The following is a 16,977-nucleotide window of genomic DNA, read 5'->3' on the forward strand; positions in this document are numbered from 1 at the left end:
CCTTAGACCGACAACCGCCCGCTTTGCGTTCCACGCTCACGATAAGGGGTGGTGTTGTAGTGCGCCCGGTAGCATTTCGAGAAATGCGAAGGGCTGGCAAAGCCGCAGGCGAGTGCCACGTTGATGACGCTCATATCCGTCTGCATCAGCAGGTTGCGGGCCTTGTGAAGACGCAGTTCCATATAATACCGCTTGGGTGATCGGCTCAGATAGCGACGGAACAGACGCTCCAGCTGGCGGGTCGACATGCCGACTTCTTTCGCCAGAATCGAAGGCGAAATCGGCTCTTCGATGTTCTTTTCCATCATCAGAATGACCTGACTCAGCTTGGGGTGCCGCACACCGATCCGTGTCGGGGTCGACAGCCGCTGTGTATCCTGATCTGTGCGGATCGATGAATAGATCATCTGGTCGGCCACGGCGTTTGCCAGATCCTCACCGAATTCATCTGCGATCAGCTTGAGCATCAGGTCGATGGACGAAGTACCGCCTGCAGTCGTCATGCGATTGCCGTCGATCAGGAACACCGATTTGGTCAGTTCCACTTCATCGAACTCCTCGATGAAACTGTCGGAGTTTTCCCAGTGGATCGTCGCCCGTTTTCCGTCCAGAAGACCGGCCTTTGCCATCGTGTAAGCCGCTGTACACAGCCCGCCGACCTTGAGCCCTCGGCGCGCCTCGCGACGCAACCAGTTCAGCACTTTTTTCGTTGTTGCGGTCTGAACATCGACGCCGCCGCAGATCAGGACAACCTCGTCGCGGCGCAGTTCGATCAGATCGGCGTCCAGTTTGAAGGTTGTTCCGGCGGAACAACTGACGGTGTCACCGCCTTCGCCCACCAGTGACCACGTATAAAGCTGGCGACCGGCCATGCGGTTGGCGATCCGCAGGCTGTCCAGCGCGGACGCAAAGGACAAAAGTGAGAATTTGTCCAGCAAAACGAAAACGAAGTTTTGCGGATTGGACGCAGTGTCTGGCACCGTGACAACTTGGCGTTGCTCTTTCATGGCGTGATGTCCTTGATTCGGCGCCGGGTGATCGTTTTCCCGGCGTCAGCTTTATCAGTCACCATGACCAAAGCTTGTTTGCGGCGTCAAGGGGCGCAAATGGGATATGGTCACTCTTCAATACATTTTGTATAGAGGCGACCTGACTACTTCAGCGGAGATCAAAGCTATGACAGAATGGCAAAAAACGGACTGGCGCAACAAGCCACGGGTTCAGATGCCAGACTATACCGACGCGGCCGCCCTGGCCAAGGTCGAGGCCCAGCTTTCGCAGTATCCCCCGCTGGTTTTTGCCGGTGAGGCGCGGCGCCTCAAGCAACATCTGGGTGCCGCCGGTCGCGGCGAAGCCTTCCTGCTGCAGGGCGGGGATTGTGCTGAAAGTTTTGAACAATTCAGCGCGGACGCGATCCGCGACACCTTCAAGGTGATGCTGCAGATGGCGATGGTGCTGACCTATGGCGCCAAGGTGCCGGTGGTCAAAGTCGGCCGCATGGCCGGCCAGTTCGCCAAGCCGCGCAGCGCCCCGACCGAGGTGGTGAATGGCGTCGAACTGCCCAGCTATCGTGGTGACATCATCAACGAACTGGCCTTCACGCCAGAGGCGCGGATTCCGAATCCGGACAAGATGCTTCAGGCCTACACGCAGGCGGCGGCCACGCTGAACCTGTTGCGCGCATTTTCGACCGGCGGATTCGCGGACATGAGCCGTGTCCATTCCTGGACTCTGGGCTTCACCGACAAACAGGATGTCCAGAAATATTCCGAGATCGCGGATCGTATTCAGGACACCATCGATTTCATGGGCGCAGCCGGGATCACGGCGGATACAACGCATGAGTTTTCGACGGTTGAGTTCTACACCAGCCACGAAGGCCTGCTGCTGGAATATGAAGAGGCCCTGACGCGTCTTGATTCCACGTCCGGCAACTGGCTGGCTGGCTCCGGTCACATGATCTGGATCGGCGACCGCACCCGTCAGCCTGACGGTGCGCATGTCGAGTTCTGCCGTGGCGTTCAGAATCCGATCGGACTGAAGTGCGGCCCGACCACAACGGCCGAAGACCTCAAGGTTCTGATGTCGAAGCTGAACCCGGAGAACGAAGAAGGCCGTCTGACCCTGATTGCACGCTTTGGTGCGGGTAACGCGGGCGAGCATCTGCCGCGCCTGATAAAGGCCGTCAAGGAAGAGGGCGCCAAGGTCACCTGGGTCTGCGATCCGATGCACGGCAATACGATCAAGTCGGCCACGGGCTACAAGACCCGCCCGTTCGACTCGGTCCTGCGCGAAGTGCGCGACTTCTTCGGTGTGCATCAGGCCGAGGGCACCATCCCCGGCGGCGTTCATTTCGAGATGACAGGTTTGGACGTGACCGAATGCACCGGAGGCGTGCGGGCCGTGACCGAAGAAGACCTGTCGGATCGCTATCATACCGCCTGCGACCCACGCCTGAACGCGTCCCAGTCGCTGGAGCTGGCGTTTCTGGTCGCTGAGGAACTGACCAACCTCCGCCGCGACCGCGTTAAGCGCGAAGCCAGCTGATAGTGCTTCCCAGAAAAGCAGAACGGTGGGCCATGGTGCCCGCCGTTTTCATTTGATCGGATTAGTTCAATCCTTTCGCGAAACGACAAGCCGCAAATGAGAGGCGGGGTGTTTGAACCCTTCTTGTTTCTCGGCAAACCCCTCGGCCAATTGTTTCTGTACGTTTTGGGGGGCTTGGATTTCGGAAACAGCGCGGATCCGACTTTCCTTGATCGCAAAACGTCTGGGTGTGGCACCAATGGTGCCGTCGCTGACCATCACGCCCAGTATCCGGCTGACATCGCCCAGATCGCTTCTCAGTGGCAAAAGGATCATGCGTGCCTGCAAACGCGCGCTGCCCAAACGTCCTTTTGAGATCAGGTCCATCTCTGCCAGCGCGGGTTCCGAAAAAACCCGTTCCAGAACTTCGGTAATCTGCCGCCTCGCAGCGGCCTCGAAAAATGCGGTAAGGGGCATGCCGCGGACTTCCATGCCAGCCAGTTTGGTCTGATGGCTGCCTGCAAGGCGGAACCGCGCCAAACCGGGGGCGATACGTTCAAGAACAAAGGTGTATTCCAGAATATTCTCAAGTCCGCGCGGGTCGATCTGTGACCGCATCGGAACGCCGTCACCGGTTAAAAGAGCCGTCCAGTAGGCTTCGGCCTGACGGATCGGAGTAAGACTGCGCCCACTGTCAAAACGATCCATTGCAACGATCTTTCCAAATTTAGACCCGGAACCATTCCCAAAAAGAGACTTCACTTTCGTCACCCCGTACCAATCAAACGCCATTTTCATAAAATGCTACGCATTACGGCCATAGGCGTTCCAACAACCACGAAAGGAAGATTGGCACGGGTTAACTCAATTTTGGAGGAATTCTTTAACGAATGGTTAACTTCCGGGAGTTCACGCAATCACAGCAAGGTCTTGCCCTGTGGCGGTCTATGGCATTAGGTGCGGCAAGCACGCAGGAAATGGCATCGACAGAAAGGGCAGGCATGATCAGATCCATGACCGGATTTGCCTCGGGTAAGGGGGCTTTCGGGCCGCATAGCTGGACGTGGGAGCTCCGCAGCGTGAATGGCAAGGGTCTGGACATGCGCCTGCGCCTGCCGGATTGGCTGACCGGATTGGAAGCCGCCTTGCGGGGGGAACTGTCAAAATCTCTTAGCCGCGGCAATGTGACTTTGTCGTTGCGGCTGAGCCGCGAAGAAACGGCACCAGATCTTGTGCTGAATGAAACCGCGATGGAATCGGCATTGGATGCGCTGGCTCGAACAGAAAACATGGCTGCAGCGCGGGGCTTGAAGCTTGCGCCATCCTGTGCCGCAGATTTGCTTGCGTTGAAAGGCATGATGGAAGCGGGCAATGATACGGACGATGCCGCGCCTTTGGTCGCACATCTTCAGTCTGAATTTCCTGCACTTCTGGGCGCCTTTATCGACATGCGGCAGGCCGAGGGGAAAGCGTTGGCCGGTATACTTGACGGGCAACTGGATCAGGTCGCGGCGCTGACAGCTCAGGCGGCTGAGTTGGCCGAAAAGCGCAAAGGCAAGGCTGCCGAGGCGTTGCAGGAGAACCTGGCCCGCGTTTTAGACAACGCTCAGGGTGCGGACCCGGACCGCGTCGCGCAAGAGCTTGCGCTGATCGCCGTAAAGGCGGACATCACCGAAGAGATTGACAGACTGGGTGCCCACGTGACCGCTGCCCGAACTTTGCTGGCGCAGGACGGGGCGGTAGGACGCAAGCTGGATTTCCTGATGCAGGAGTTCAACCGCGAGGCCAACACCTTGTGTTCCAAGGCGCAAAGCGCGGAGCTTACTGCCGTAGGTCTGGAACTTAAGGCTGTGATAGATCAGATGCGCGAACAAGTGCAAAACGTGGAATAAGATCGGAGCGTAAGGATATGGCGGATAGACGAGGCCTTCTTATCATTCTGTCCTCGCCATCGGGCGCGGGCAAATCCACGCTGGCCAAACGGTTGATGAGTTGGGACACAGAGCTGGAGTTTTCAGTTTCGGCAACAACCCGCGCGCCGCGACCGGGCGAAGAACACGGGCGCGATTACTATTTTCTAAGCGAAGATACGTTCCGTCAGCAGGTTTCAGACGGTCAGATGCTGGAACATGCGCATGTTTTCGGAAACTTCTATGGTTCTCCCGCAGGTCCGGTTCGCGAGTCGATCAACAGTGGCAAGGATGTCCTGTTCGATGTCGACTGGCAGGGTGAGGTGCAGATCCGGAACTCGGATCTGGGCAAACATGCGCTTTCGATCTTTATTCTTCCGCCTTCGATTCCGGAATTGCGACGCAGGTTGGAAAGCCGGGGGCAGGACAGTGAAGAAGTGATCGCCAAACGGATGCTCAAAAGCTGGGACGAAATCAGCCACTGGGGGTATTACGATTACGTGCTGATCAATGACGATCTGAATGCAACCGAAGAAAAGCTGAAAACCATCGTCAGCGCCGAGCGAATGCGCCGCATTCAGCAACCCGCGTTGCAGGATCATGTGCGGACATTGCAAAGTGAGTTCGAGGGTTTGGCATGACCATCTACGCACTGGGCGAACACACACCGCAACTTCACGAGGATACCTGGGTTGCGCCCGACGCCAATTTGATTGGGAAGGTCGTGCTGGAGCAAGGCGCCTCGGTCTGGTTCGGCTGCACCATCCGCGCCGATCACGAGGAAATTCGCGTAGGTGCGGGCAGCAATGTGCAGGAAAACTGCGTCATGCATATCGACGCCGGTTTCCCGCTGTCCATAGGGGCCAATTGCACCATCGGCCACAAGGTCATGCTGCACGGCTGCACAATCGGTGAGAATACCTTGATCGGGATGGGTGCCATCGTTCTGAACGGGGCCAGGATCGGCAAGAACTGCCTGATCGGGGCCGGGGCGCTGATCACCGAAAACAAGGAGATACCGGACAATTCCCTGGTCATGGGATCGCCCGGAAAGGTCGTGCGCCAGGTGGATGAGGCGACGGCGCAGCGGCTTACACTCAGCGCGCTGCACTATCAGGACAATATGCGGAAATTTCGTGAAACCCTGAAGCCGATTTCATAGGCCTTTTGACGAGACAAGTAGAAAGGCCGCAGCAATGGCAGAAGATCAGCTAAACGAATTTGTTTCGGCCATTCCCATGCCAGCATTGATGGTCGACCAGACAGAGCGGATCGTTGCTGCCAACACTGATGCCATAACTCTGTTGGGCCGCAACATTCATGGCCGACATTTCGCAACCATCCTGCGGCAGCCTCAGGTTATCGAAGCGATGGAGCAAAGCCTGAGCACGAAAGAGGCCGCGAAAACAAAGCATCTTTCCAACGACGGTGCGCAGGACACCACGTTCGAGGTCCAGTGCAGATACGTTAACGGGGTCGGTGCGGTTTCCGGCGGCGCAGTTTTGGCCATCTTCCAGGACGTGAGCCATCTGGAACAGGCCAGCCAGATGCGGCGGGACTTTGTAGCGAATGTCAGTCACGAGTTGCGCACCCCCTTGACCGCCCTAATGGGGTTCATTGAAACACTGCGTGGCCCGGCCCGAAAGGATGAGGCCGCGCGTGACCGGTTCCTGCAGATCATGATGGATGAGGCGAACCGGATGAACCGTCTGGTGGGCGATCTGTTGTCGCTAAACCGGGTCGAGAGCGAGGAACGTATCCGGCCAAAGGAAGCAGTGGACCTGACGGGGCTGTTGCAATCAACGATAAATACGCTGCGCCCGCTGGCAGAGGATGTGCAAGTCGCTTTGTCTCTGAACGCGCCGCCGGATTCCGTGTCGCTGCCGGGTGATGCCGATCAACTGCGTCAGGTCTTCACCAACCTTATCGAGAACGCCATCAAATACGGCAGCAGCGGCGGCGTCGTTGATGTCACGCTTGAGCTTTTGGAGCGTAACGCGACCGTACGTGGCCCGTCTGTGCGTGTTCAGGTGGCGGACAAGGGGCAAGGTATCGACTCAGTACATTTGCCCCGGCTGACGGAACGGTTTTATCGGGCCGACAGCCACCGGTCACGTCAGTTGGGGGGGACGGGACTTGGGCTGGCGATCGTAAAACACATCGTCAACCGGCATCGCGGCCGGTTGCGTGTGGAAAGCGAATTGGGGCAGGGCACAACGTTCACTGTGATCCTTCCCGTCGGGCACAGCGAAACCTGAAACCTGCTCACGGAAGCCTTGCGTCGACGGCATGACAGCTTTGCGCAAAGTTATGCAACTTTCCTCCGGCTTGTCATGAAACTGTTACACACCTGTCACAAAAGGCTTACGCGCGCCTCTTAGAGGTTCGCCCAAGATCATCATGGGGATGATCACTACATATCTTTGTCAAGGAGACTGAAATGTCCTTTGTAAAACTGTCGGCTTCTGCACTGGCCATCGCGGCCGTTTCGGCGACTACTGCTGCTGCGCGTGATCAGGTACAGGTTGCCGGTTCGTCAACCGTGCTGCCTTACGCTTCGATCGTTGCTGAAGCCTTCGGTGAAAACTTTGACTTCCCGACACCGGTTGTTGAATCGGGCGGTTCCTCGGCGGGTCTGAAGCGTTTTTGTGAAGGTGTAGGCGAAAACACCATCGACGTTGCGAACGCTTCGCGTGCCATCCGCGAAAAAGAGATCAAAGCCTGCGCTGAGAACGGCGTGACCGACATCATCGAAGTTCAGATCGGTTATGACGGCATCGTTTTCGCATCCGACATCAACGGCAACTCGTTCGAGTTCACGCCGGAAGACTGGTACAAAGCCCTGTCCGCTCAAATCGTCTTCGACGGCGAACTGGTCGACAACCCGAACAAAACCTGGGCCGACGTGAACCCGAACTTCCCGGCGCAGCCGATCGCAGCCTTCATCCCGGGCACCAAGCACGGCACCCGTGAAGTGTTCGAAGACAAGGTGATCCTGGCCGGTTGTGAGCATCTGGGCGACTTTGACGTCTACAAGGCTGCCAACGGCGACGACAAGAAAGCAGCTGAAAAAGCCTGTATCGCGCTGCGCACCGACGGCGTTTCGGTCGACATCGACGGCGACTACACCGAAACCCTGGCCCGTATCGAAAGCAACAAGGACGGCATCGGCGTCTTTGGTCTGGCGTTCTATGAGAACAACACCGACAAGCTGCAGGTCGCGACTATGTCCGGCATCGTTCCTTCGACCGAGTCGATCGCATCCGGCGAATACCCGGTTTCGCGCCCGCTGTTCTTCTACGTGAAGAAGGCCCACATCGGCGTGATCCCCGGCCTGAAAGAGTATGCCGAGTTCTTCGTCGCTGACGAGATCGCAGGCCCCGATGGCCCGCTGGCAGAATACGGCCTGGTATCCGACCCAGAGCTGGTCAAGGTACAGGAAACAGTCGCCAACGAAACTGTTCTGGGCGGCGGTTCCTAAATATTCATATGAACGGAACCGGGGCGTTTTCTGCGCGTCCCGGTTCCTTTTGACTCCTACTCTGCCATCCTTACGGAGTTCTCATGGCGCTATCCTGGCTGTTGCTTATCCTGCTTGCGTTGGCAGTGATTGGATTTTTCGCGGGCCGGTCCCGCGCATTGGCAAGCGCGGCCGGAGAGGCCCGAGGTTTGCATTCTTTGCCATCATACTACGGCTACAACGTTGCTCTGACCGCGTTGGTTCCGGCATTGGGTGTGCTGATCATCTGGCTGCTGGTGCAGCCGATGATCGTGAACAGCACTGTTTCCGGCCTTATTCCTGATCAAGCGATCCCCGAGGGTTCAGATCGCGGCCTAGTCATGAGCGAGGTCCGCCGGGTCGCATATGGACTGGATGGCGCTGTGGCCAGTGGCGCGATGGCTGAGGCGCAGGCCCGGGATGGCAATGCCGATATCGAAGCCCTGACCAAAACGCTGAAAGAGTCCGGACAGGTTCTGACGCAAGACATCACACAGCCAATTTTGGTGGCAGCGCAGAAGTACCGCAGCATGACGTCAACCGGGAAGGTGGCAATGCAGGTCGTCGTTCTGGCGATTGCTCTGTTTGGTGCCGCTTTTGCCTATGTCAGAACGAACAAGGATTTCCGGGCTCGCAATGTGGTCGAGCAGGGGGTTCTGGCGTTGTTGCTGCTGGCCGCGTCGATTGCAATCCTGACAACCGTCGGCATCGTTTTGTCGATGTTGTTCGAGACCATGAACTTCTTCCAGCTGCATTCCTGGAAAGACTTTTTCCTGGGAACCACCTGGGCCCCCAACTTCCGTGGCGGAAGTGAGCTGTCGATTCTGCCGCTGCTCTGGGGCACGCTGTATATCTCGCTGATTGCGCTGCTGGTTGCTGTGCCGATCGGTCTGTTCGCCGCAATTTACCTGTCGGAATATGCATCCGGTGCGACCCGGTCGATTGCCAAACCTCTGCTCGAAATTCTGGCCGGTATCCCGACCATCGTTTACGGCTTGTTTGCCTTGTTGACGGTTGGCCCCGCGCTTGTTTCCCTTTTCGGTGATGGTGGCGCTTTGGGGGTGGGCTGGATGGCCAGTTCCAACGCGGTTCTGACGGCCGGTTTGGTGATGGGGATCATGCTGATTCCGTTCGTGTCCTCGCTGTCGGACGACATCATCAACGCTGTACCGCAATCCATGCGTGACGGTTCTCTCGGCCTTGGGGCCACGCATTCGGAAACCGTGCGCAATGTGATCCTGCCCGCAGCGCTGCCGGGCATCGTCGGGGCAATTCTGCTGGCCGCCAGCCGTGCCATTGGTGAAACGATGATCGTTGTGATGGCCGCTGGTGCGATTGCAAAGTTCTCGGGCAACCCATTCGAAGCGATGACCACCATCACCACGCGGATCGTCAGCCAACTGACCGGTGATACCGACTTTGCCAGCCCTGAAACGCTGGTCGCGTTCGCGCTGGGTCTCACACTCTTTGTGATCACGCTGGGCCTGAATATCCTCGCCCTTTACATCGTACGCAAATACCGGGAGCAGTACGAATGACCGATTTGTCCCAATCGCCCGCCTCCGCACCTGCGGCCAAGCCCAAAGGCGGCTCTCTGTTCCAGCAGGATGCCCGAACCAAGCGTCGGAACGCGGCCGAATCCCGTTTCAAGATTTACGGGATCGCTGCGATCAGCGTCGGCCTGCTGATGCTGATTGTGCTGGTGACGAATATCGTGACCGCCGGAACCGGTGCCTTTCAGCAAACCTACGTCGAGCTGGACGTGGACCTGCTGGAAAGCAAGCTGGACAAAAAGGGCAACCGTAACATTGACGAAATCAAGAAAGTGTCGACCTTCGGATACGCACCGCTAATTTCCGCCGCGCTGGAATCCGAAGTTGAAAAGCTGGGCGTTCAAACTGACCTGAAACCCAAAGAAATGGGGAAGATCCTGTCCAAGGCGGCGCAGGCCGAATTGCGGAACTACGTCATCGCAAACCCGAACAAGATCGGCGAAACGGTCAGCTTTCGCTTTCTGACCAAAAGCCGCGTTGACGGCTACCTTAAGGGGCGCGTAAGCCGCGAGTCGATCGTGAACGACAAAAGCATCTCGGCCGAACAGCTGGATCTTGTCGACCAATTGCGCGATGCCGGTGTTCTGTACAAAGCCTTTAACCCTGATTTCATTTTCGGCGCAGATGCGTCCGACCAACGCCCCGAGGCGGCAGGGATCGGCGTGTCCATGCTGGGTTCGCTGTTCATGATGTTCGTGGTGCTGGCGCTGGCATTGCCGATTGGTGTTGCCGCCTCGATCTATCTCGAGGAATTCGCGCCGCAGAACCGGCTGACCGATATTATCGAGGTGAATATCTCGAACCTGGCTGCCGTTCCGTCCATCGTGTTCGGTATCCTGGGTCTGGCCGTGTTCATCAACTACATGCACCTGCCAACGTCCGCTCCGCTGGTCGGCGGTTTGGTGCTGACGCTGATGACCTTGCCGACGATCATCATATCGACCCGAGCATCACTGAAGGCCGTGCCGCCGTCGATCCGCGATGCAGCGCTTGGGGTAGGGGCCTCAAAAATGCAGGCGGTGTTCCACCATGTTCTGCCCTTGGCCGCACCCGGTATTCTGACCGGAACCATCATTGGTCTGGCGCAGGCGCTGGGTGAAACGGCTCCGCTGTTGCTGATCGGAATGGTGGGCTTTATCGCCTCGAACCCGCCCGACGGTATTGTTGCGGGCTTCCTGTCCCCGAACTCGGCCATGCCGGCGCAGATCTACGAATGGTCCAAGCGCGCCGACCCGGCCTTTTACGAACGCGCATGGGGGGGCATCATCATTCTGTTGATCTTCCTCGTCACAATGAACACGATTGCGGTCATCCTGCGCCGCCGCTTTGAACGCCGCTGGTAAGTGGAGGCAATAATGAACGACATGACACGAGTGGAGAGAACCGTGGACTCCGAAGAAATCAAGATCGCCGCGAAAAACGTTCAGGTCTATTACGGCGATGCCCACGCCATCAAGGACGTGAACGTGGAGATCGAAGACAAGAAGGTGACGGCCTTCATCGGCCCGTCGGGGTGCGGCAAATCCACCTTCCTGCGCTGCCTGAACCGGATGAACGACACGATCGACATTTGCCGTGTCGAAGGTGATATCCTGTTGGATGGCGAAGACATCTATGACAAGCGGGTTGACCCGGTTCAGCTGCGCGCCAAAGTGGGGATGGTGTTCCAGAAGCCCAACCCGTTCCCCAAGTCGATCTACGACAATGTCGCTTACGGCCCTCGCATCCACGGCCTTGCCAAGAACAAGGCAGAACTGGATGAGATCGTTGAGAAATCCTTGCGCCGGGGTGCGATCTGGGATGAGGTGAAGGACCGGCTGGATGCCCCGGGCACAGGTCTGTCCGGTGGTCAGCAGCAACGCCTGTGCATCGCCCGCGCCGTCGCGACCGAGCCCGAGGTTCTGCTGATGGACGAACCCTGTTCGGCGCTGGACCCGATTGCAACGGCGCAAGTTGAGGAACTGATCGATGAGCTGCGCGCGCAATATTCTGTGGTGATCGTGACCCATTCGATGCAGCAGGCCGCCCGTGTAAGCCAGAAGACCGCTTTCTTCCATTTGGGCAACCTGGTCGAGTTTGGCGAAACCGGCCAGATCTTCACCAACCCGGTGGATCCCCGCACGGAAAGCTACATTACAGGCCGGATCGGCTGAGCACAGGTAACCAGATATGACTGAACAACATATTGCATCCGCATTCGACCGCGACCTTGAAACGATCCAGGCCCACATCATGAAGATGGGCGGTCTGGTCGAGGCCGCAATCATGAGCTCGGCCCGCTCGCTTGAGACGCGCGACGAGGAACTGGCGCAGCAAGTCCGGCAGGGCGACAAGGCCATTGACGCGCTTGAAGAACTGATCAACGAAGAAACCGCGCGTCTGATTGCGCTGCGGTCCCCGACGGCCGGCGATCTGAGGCTGGTGTTGTCGGTCCTGAAGGTTTCGGCCAACCTGGAACGCATTGGCGATTATTCCAAGAACATTGCCAAGCGTACCACGGTTCTGGTCAACGCAGGCGAGATCAACGGAAGCGCTGCGGCTCTGCGCCGTATGGCGCGCGAGGTCGAGCGTATGCTGCGGGACGCCCTGGATGCCTATATCCAGCGCGACGCCGAACTGGCGGCCGACGTGATCGAACGGGACGAAGAGGTGGACCAGATGTATAACGGTCTGTTCCGCGAATTCCTGACGTTCATGGCCGAGGATCCGCGCAATATTTCGTCGTGTATGCATTTGCATTTCATCGCCAAGAACATCGAGCGTATGGGCGACCATGTCACTGCAATCGCTGAGCAGGTTGTTTATCTCGTGACCGGTGAACGACCCTCCGAGGCGCGGCCCAAGGCTGATATCACCTCGCAAACCGTCTAGGAGATCGCGATCATGTCCGCTGATCAGCCCACAGTTCTGGTTGTCGAGGATGAACCCGCGCAGCGCGAAGTGCTGGCCTACAATCTTGAAGCAGAAGGGTTTCGCGTCTCAAAAGCCGCCAACGGTGACGAAGCCCTGCTGCTGGTCGATGAGGATAGCCCGGACATCATCGTGCTAGACTGGATGATGCCAAACCTCAGCGGGATCGAAGTCTGTCGGCGTCTGAAAACCCGGCCGGATACGCGCTCCATTCCGATCATCATGCTTTCGGCCCGTACGGAAGAGGTGGACAAGGTGCGTGGGCTGGAAACCGGCGCGGATGACTATGTCGTCAAGCCGTATTCAGTCGTCGAACTCATGGCACGGGTGCGATCCCAACTGCGGCGTGTGCGTCCGGCGACAGTTGGTCTGCGGCTGGAGTATGACGATATCGTTCTGGACTCCGAGACACACAAAGTCAGCCGCGACAGCAAACCGCTGAAACTTGGCCCGACCGAGTTTCGCCTGCTCAGCACTTTCATGGAAAAGCCAGGCCGGGTCTGGAGCCGCGAGCAATTGCTGGACCGGGTCTGGGGGCGGGACATTTATGTCGATACCAGAACAGTTGACGTGCATATCGGACGCCTGCGCAAGGCTTTGACACAGCATGGGGGCGACGATCCGGTGCGCACGGTACGTGGTGCTGGCTACGCCTTGGGCTGAACAAGGGGCAGGGCGGCCCGGTCAGAAACTATGCGATTCACTCATGGGTGATTGCTAAACTCTTGCTGTCTTTTGCCAGCGCTCCGGGTTATTTTGCCGCGAAGCCGACTGAGCGGAGAATGATCATGAACGCCCCGACCCCCAAACCCACCTTGCGCGCCAAGGATACCCCGGATCTTGGTAAATTTGCCTGGGATGATCCTTTTCGCCTGTCTGATCAGCTGAACGAAGACGAACGCATGATTGCGGACAGCGCCCGTGCTTATGCTCAGGAAAAGCTGCAACCCCGGATTACGCAGGCGTTCGAGGAGGAAAAGACAGACCCCGAGATCTTTCGCGAGATGGGCGAAATGGGTTTGCTGGGCACCACGATTCCCGAAGAATATGGCGGGATCGGTGCCGGCTATGTCTCGTACGGGCTGGTGGCGCGTGAAGTCGAGCGTGTGGATTCCGGCTATCGATCGATGATGTCGGTGCAAAGCTCACTGGTGATGTATCCGATCTATGCCTATGGCAGTGAAGAACAGCGGCAAAAATACCTGCCCAAGCTGGCCAGCGGAGAGTGGATTGGTTGTTTCGGTCTGACCGAAGCAGACGCGGGTTCGGATCCGGCGGGTATGAAGACCCGCGCTGAAAAGATCGATGGTGGCTATCGGTTGAACGGCAGCAAGATGTGGATTTCCAATGCACCGATCGCGGATGTGTTTGTTGTCTGGGCCAAATCCGATGCGCATGACGGCAAAATTCGCGGTTTTGTGCTTGAAAAAGGCCTCAAGGGTCTAAGCGCCCCTAAGATTCAGAACAAGCTGAGCCTGCGCGCATCAATCACCGGTGAAATCGTTCTGGATGGCGTAGAGGTTGGTGAAGACGCATTGCTGCCCCATGTTCAGGGTCTGAAAGGTCCATTCGGCTGTCTGAACCGCGCAAGATACGGCATCAGCTGGGGGGTCATGGGGGCAGCGGAATGCTGCTGGCATGGCGCACGCCAGTATGGACTGGACCGCAAGCAATTCAATCGTCCCTTGGCGCAAACGCAATTGTTCCAGCGCAAACTGGCCGACATGCAAACCGAAATCGCGCTGGGGCTGCAGGCCAGCCTGCGGGTCGGACGCCTGATGGACCAGGCCGAAGCTGCGCCGGAAATGATTTCGATCGTGAAGCGCAACAATTGTGGCAAAGCTCTGGATATCGCGCGTCTGGCACGCGACATGCACGGTGGCAACGGGATCTCTCTGGAGTTTCACGTTATCCGCCACATGGTCAATCTGGAGACCGTGAATACCTATGAAGGCACTCACGATGTCCATGCATTGATCCTGGGGCGGGCGCAAACCGGCTTGCAGGCGTTTTTCTAAGCGCCGGATTTCGACGGTGAACATTCGGCCACTCGGCTGCTATTTTGGCAGCGGGGTGGTTGTCGTTGGTAAGATTTTATTTAGAGGTTTGTGAGTTGCCGTCAGCTTGACCGTCAATTTCACAAGATACGTTAGTACGCATAATCGGTATTATGGTAAAAAGCCTCCTTCGCGTTCCTGGTGACACGTTCTTGGTGACACGTTGCTAATCAAAAGTAGTCTAACATCATAACAATCGGTTAGAAGAGATCTCTAACCCTGTTTGACGGCCTTCCGCATCAGGCCTTCCTGTGCGACAGACGCCACAAGTTCGCCATTCTGAGAAAAGATCGAACCGCGGTTAAAACTGCGACCACGGCCTGTCCAAGGTGAATCCATCGAATACAGATGCCAGTTCTCGAAGTGAACCGGTGCATGGAACCACAACGCATGATCCAGGCTGGCGCTGTTGACTTCGCCAGTATACCAGCTCAGGCCGTGCGGCCGCATCCCTGACGTCATCAGGTACATGTCTGACGCGTAGGCCAACAACAGATGTTGTGTGATTGGATCAGTGTCAGCCGCTGCTGACATGCGAAACCAGATTTGGTTGCGGTCATCGGATTTCACCGGATGGATCGGGCTGTGGTGATTGACTTCGCGAACTTCGATCGGACGTTCCCGAAGCAGTTCGCCATGCAGCCGTTTCGGAACTTGATCCAGCAACTTGTGATACAACTCTGATCGCGCGGGATACGAGTTCGGTGAATTCGACTCTGGCATGGGATGTTGGTGGTCCCATCCATCATCCTGAATATGAAAAGACGCCGACAAGTTCAGGATTTGTTTGCCGTTCTGGATCGCAACAACCCGGCGAGTCGTAAAAGAACCTCCATCTCGCGCTCTATCCACTTGATATATTATCGGAATATCAGGGTTTCCGGGTCGTATGAAATACGCATGAAGCGAATGGCATAGCCGGTCGTCCACTGTCCTGTATGCCGCAGCCAGTGCTTGAGCTATGACCTGACCGCCGAAAACTCTTGTTGGGGTTTCCCCGCCGGATCCGGTGCCCCGAAACAGGTCTTGTTCAAGCCTTTCAACGTTGAGAAGATCAAGAAGGATACGCTCGGCTTCGGTCATATTGTGTCTCACTGGTGTATTTCTTCAGGCGAAGTAACAGTCGCCGACCGGTCATTCAATGATTGTACCCAAAACCAGTGATTTTAGCTCGGCCCGGGACGGGTACGAACTAGAAGGAGACAACTGTGTGAAGAACACCGAAGTCAGATCGTTCTGGTAGTCGATCCAGAAAAACGTAGAAGCCATTCCGCCCCAACTGAAATCCCCTTGGGACCCGGCAACCCGGGTGCGACCCGGTTGGATAACAATAGCGCCCGCAAGTCCAAACCCCATTCCCTCCATTGGTTGTTCCGCAAAACTGCGCGGGCCCATCGATGCGATGTCACCCGGCAAATGGTTATGCATCATAAACTCAACGGTCTTGGGGCCCAACAGGCGGTGGCCGTTCCCCTGCCCCCGATTTCGCAGCATTTCCGCGAAACGGGCATAGTCATCGATCGTGCTTACCAGACCGCCACCTCCGGAATACATCGTCGCGCGTTCAAACGGAGATTTCCCGGCTTCGTCTACAAGCCGCAGGCTGTTTTCCCCGACATCGGCAGAATTGAGCGCCATGGCATCGCCAGCCAAGGGGGTGTAAAGCGACGCAAATCTGCTGGATGCTCCCTGTGGGACTGAAAAACCGGTCTTTGTCATGCCCAATGGCTCAAAAACATTTTGCAGAAGGAACCCGTCCAAGGACTGTCCGGATACGATTTCGACGATCCGGCCAAGAACGTCTGTCGCGACGGAGTATTCCCACCTGGTCCCTGGTTGGAACGCCAGTGGAAGGGTTGCGAGTTTTGTTACGTTGTCCGCCAGAACGCCCTGATCCGGCTTGAGAAATAGTTCTTTCGCCTCCATGGCTTCCGGCAGTATTCCGGGATTGAATGAATAGCTGAGGCCACTTGTGTGTGTCAGTAGCTGGTGCACGGTCGGGGTTGTGGCAGGTTCTGTCTGATCGATCCTTGTCGCGTCAGGCACAAGCGCCTGCATATCCGCGAATTCGGGCAAAAAGTCAGATACCAGCGCGTTCAGAGGAAACAAACCGCGTTCAACCAGCATCATGATGGCGACGGACGTGATCGGTTTGGTCATCGAATAAATTCGAACCACTGTGTCACGTTCAAAAGGCAGTTCGCGCGCAAGATCCCGATGCCCGCAGGTATGGAAAATCGCCTCTCTACCGCCCTGGATCAGCAACAACGAAGAACCCGCGTATTTGCGCTGATCTACATAGCGTTGCATCCAGTGGCGGATGTGTTGCGTCCTGTCAGGGTCAAGTGTCGACTGGCGTGCCATGTATTTCAAACCTGTGTTGTATTGCGGATTTTGCTGCTCCAGCCAGCCAATGCAGGTGTCGGCCGCCGTTTTGTATGTATCGCAACGGAGTTATTACATATTTTTATACAACAATGGCATGTAGACATCTTCCCCATTTCACGTTTATCAAACTGTTA

At 57.0% G+C, this 16,977-nt stretch carries 16 protein-coding genes; 12 read left to right on the forward strand and 4 right to left on the reverse strand.

The features are described 5' to 3' along the window. Positions 1 to 2: 2 nt before the first annotated feature. Complete coding sequence (locus ACR1XU_RS03285; protein ID WP_170615020.1) at positions 3 to 1,007, reverse strand: GlxA family transcriptional regulator; 1,005 nt, start codon at positions 1,005 to 1,007, stop codon at positions 3 to 5. 169 nt (positions 1,008 to 1,176) lie between these two features. On the opposite strand from ACR1XU_RS03285, the gene ACR1XU_RS03290 reads away from it, so the two are divergent. After that, positions 1,177 to 2,547, forward strand: a complete 1,371-nt coding sequence (locus ACR1XU_RS03290) for a class II 3-deoxy-7-phosphoheptulonate synthase (RefSeq protein WP_170615021.1) — start codon at positions 1,177 to 1,179, stop codon at positions 2,545 to 2,547. A 66-nt stretch (positions 2,548 to 2,613) separates the two neighbouring features. Here the strand turns inward: ACR1XU_RS03290 and ACR1XU_RS03295 are convergent, their stop codons facing one another. After that, a complete protein-coding gene (locus ACR1XU_RS03295) occupies positions 2,614 to 3,234 on the reverse strand; it encodes a PAS domain-containing protein (RefSeq protein ID WP_480908522.1) in 621 nt (206 codons plus the stop codon). A 293-nt stretch (positions 3,235 to 3,527) separates the two neighbouring features. Between ACR1XU_RS03295 and ACR1XU_RS03300 the strand changes: the two genes are divergently transcribed. From ACR1XU_RS03300 to ACR1XU_RS03350, 11 genes are all read left to right on the forward strand, one after another. Continuing rightward, the gene (locus ACR1XU_RS03300; protein WP_480908524.1) at positions 3,528 to 4,418 is read left to right on the forward strand and encodes a YicC/YloC family endoribonuclease; all 891 of its coding nucleotides are present in this window, start codon (positions 3,528 to 3,530) and stop codon (positions 4,416 to 4,418) included. Between the two features lie 17 nt (positions 4,419 to 4,435). Beyond that, positions 4,436 to 5,077 (forward strand): guanylate kinase, encoded by a 642-nt coding sequence (gene gmk, locus ACR1XU_RS03305; RefSeq protein WP_321252965.1) that lies wholly within the window; start codon positions 4,436 to 4,438, stop codon positions 5,075 to 5,077. After that, positions 5,074 to 5,598 carry a gamma carbonic anhydrase family protein gene (locus ACR1XU_RS03310; protein WP_170824539.1) on the forward strand — a complete coding sequence of 175 codons (525 nt, stop codon included), beginning with the start codon at positions 5,074 to 5,076 and terminating at the stop codon, positions 5,596 to 5,598. Before gmk ends, ACR1XU_RS03310 begins: the two co-directional genes overlap by 4 nt. 34 nt (positions 5,599 to 5,632) lie before the next feature. Further along, positions 5,633 to 6,694 (forward strand): sensor histidine kinase, encoded by a 1,062-nt coding sequence (locus ACR1XU_RS03315; protein ID WP_480908526.1) that lies wholly within the window; start codon positions 5,633 to 5,635, stop codon positions 6,692 to 6,694. A gap of 182 nt (positions 6,695 to 6,876) precedes the next feature. Beyond that, entirely contained in the window at positions 6,877 to 7,917 is a 1,041-nt protein-coding gene (locus ACR1XU_RS03320; RefSeq protein ID WP_480908527.1) for a substrate-binding domain-containing protein, read from the forward strand. A gap of 83 nt (positions 7,918 to 8,000) precedes the next feature. Continuing rightward, complete coding sequence (pstC, locus tag ACR1XU_RS03325; protein ID WP_480908529.1) at positions 8,001 to 9,473, forward strand: phosphate ABC transporter permease subunit PstC; 1,473 nt, start codon at positions 8,001 to 8,003, stop codon at positions 9,471 to 9,473. Next, a complete protein-coding gene (gene pstA, locus ACR1XU_RS03330; RefSeq protein ID WP_480908531.1) occupies positions 9,470 to 10,831 on the forward strand; it encodes a phosphate ABC transporter permease PstA in 1,362 nt (453 codons plus the stop codon). Before pstC ends, pstA begins: the two co-directional genes overlap by 4 nt. A gap of 12 nt (positions 10,832 to 10,843) precedes the next feature. After that, positions 10,844 to 11,641, forward strand: a complete 798-nt coding sequence (gene pstB, locus ACR1XU_RS03335; RefSeq protein ID WP_170677121.1) for a phosphate ABC transporter ATP-binding protein PstB — start codon at positions 10,844 to 10,846, stop codon at positions 11,639 to 11,641. A gap of 16 nt (positions 11,642 to 11,657) precedes the next feature. Beyond that, positions 11,658 to 12,359 (forward strand): phosphate signaling complex protein PhoU, encoded by a 702-nt coding sequence (gene phoU / locus ACR1XU_RS03340; protein ID WP_170615031.1) that lies wholly within the window; start codon positions 11,658 to 11,660, stop codon positions 12,357 to 12,359. A 12-nt stretch (positions 12,360 to 12,371) separates the two neighbouring features. Continuing rightward, complete coding sequence (phoB, locus tag ACR1XU_RS03345) at positions 12,372 to 13,061, forward strand: phosphate regulon transcriptional regulator PhoB (protein WP_170677117.1); 690 nt, start codon at positions 12,372 to 12,374, stop codon at positions 13,059 to 13,061. A gap of 125 nt (positions 13,062 to 13,186) precedes the next feature. Continuing rightward, a complete protein-coding gene (locus ACR1XU_RS03350; RefSeq protein WP_480811563.1) occupies positions 13,187 to 14,416 on the forward strand; it encodes an acyl-CoA dehydrogenase in 1,230 nt (409 codons plus the stop codon). Positions 14,417 to 14,668: 252 nt separating this feature from the next. On the opposite strand, the gene ACR1XU_RS03355 is transcribed toward ACR1XU_RS03350, so the two are convergent. Together ACR1XU_RS03355 and ACR1XU_RS03360 are read right to left on the reverse strand one after the other, a co-directional pair. Further along, complete coding sequence (locus ACR1XU_RS03355; protein WP_170615034.1) at positions 14,669 to 15,538, reverse strand: acyl-CoA thioesterase; 870 nt, start codon at positions 15,536 to 15,538, stop codon at positions 14,669 to 14,671. A 51-nt stretch (positions 15,539 to 15,589) separates the two neighbouring features. Further along, complete coding sequence (locus ACR1XU_RS03360; RefSeq protein WP_480908533.1) at positions 15,590 to 16,819, reverse strand: serine hydrolase domain-containing protein; 1,230 nt, start codon at positions 16,817 to 16,819, stop codon at positions 15,590 to 15,592. Positions 16,820 to 16,977 lie beyond the last annotated feature (158 nt).

The organism is Ruegeria sp. D1(2025) (assembly GCF_056536425.1).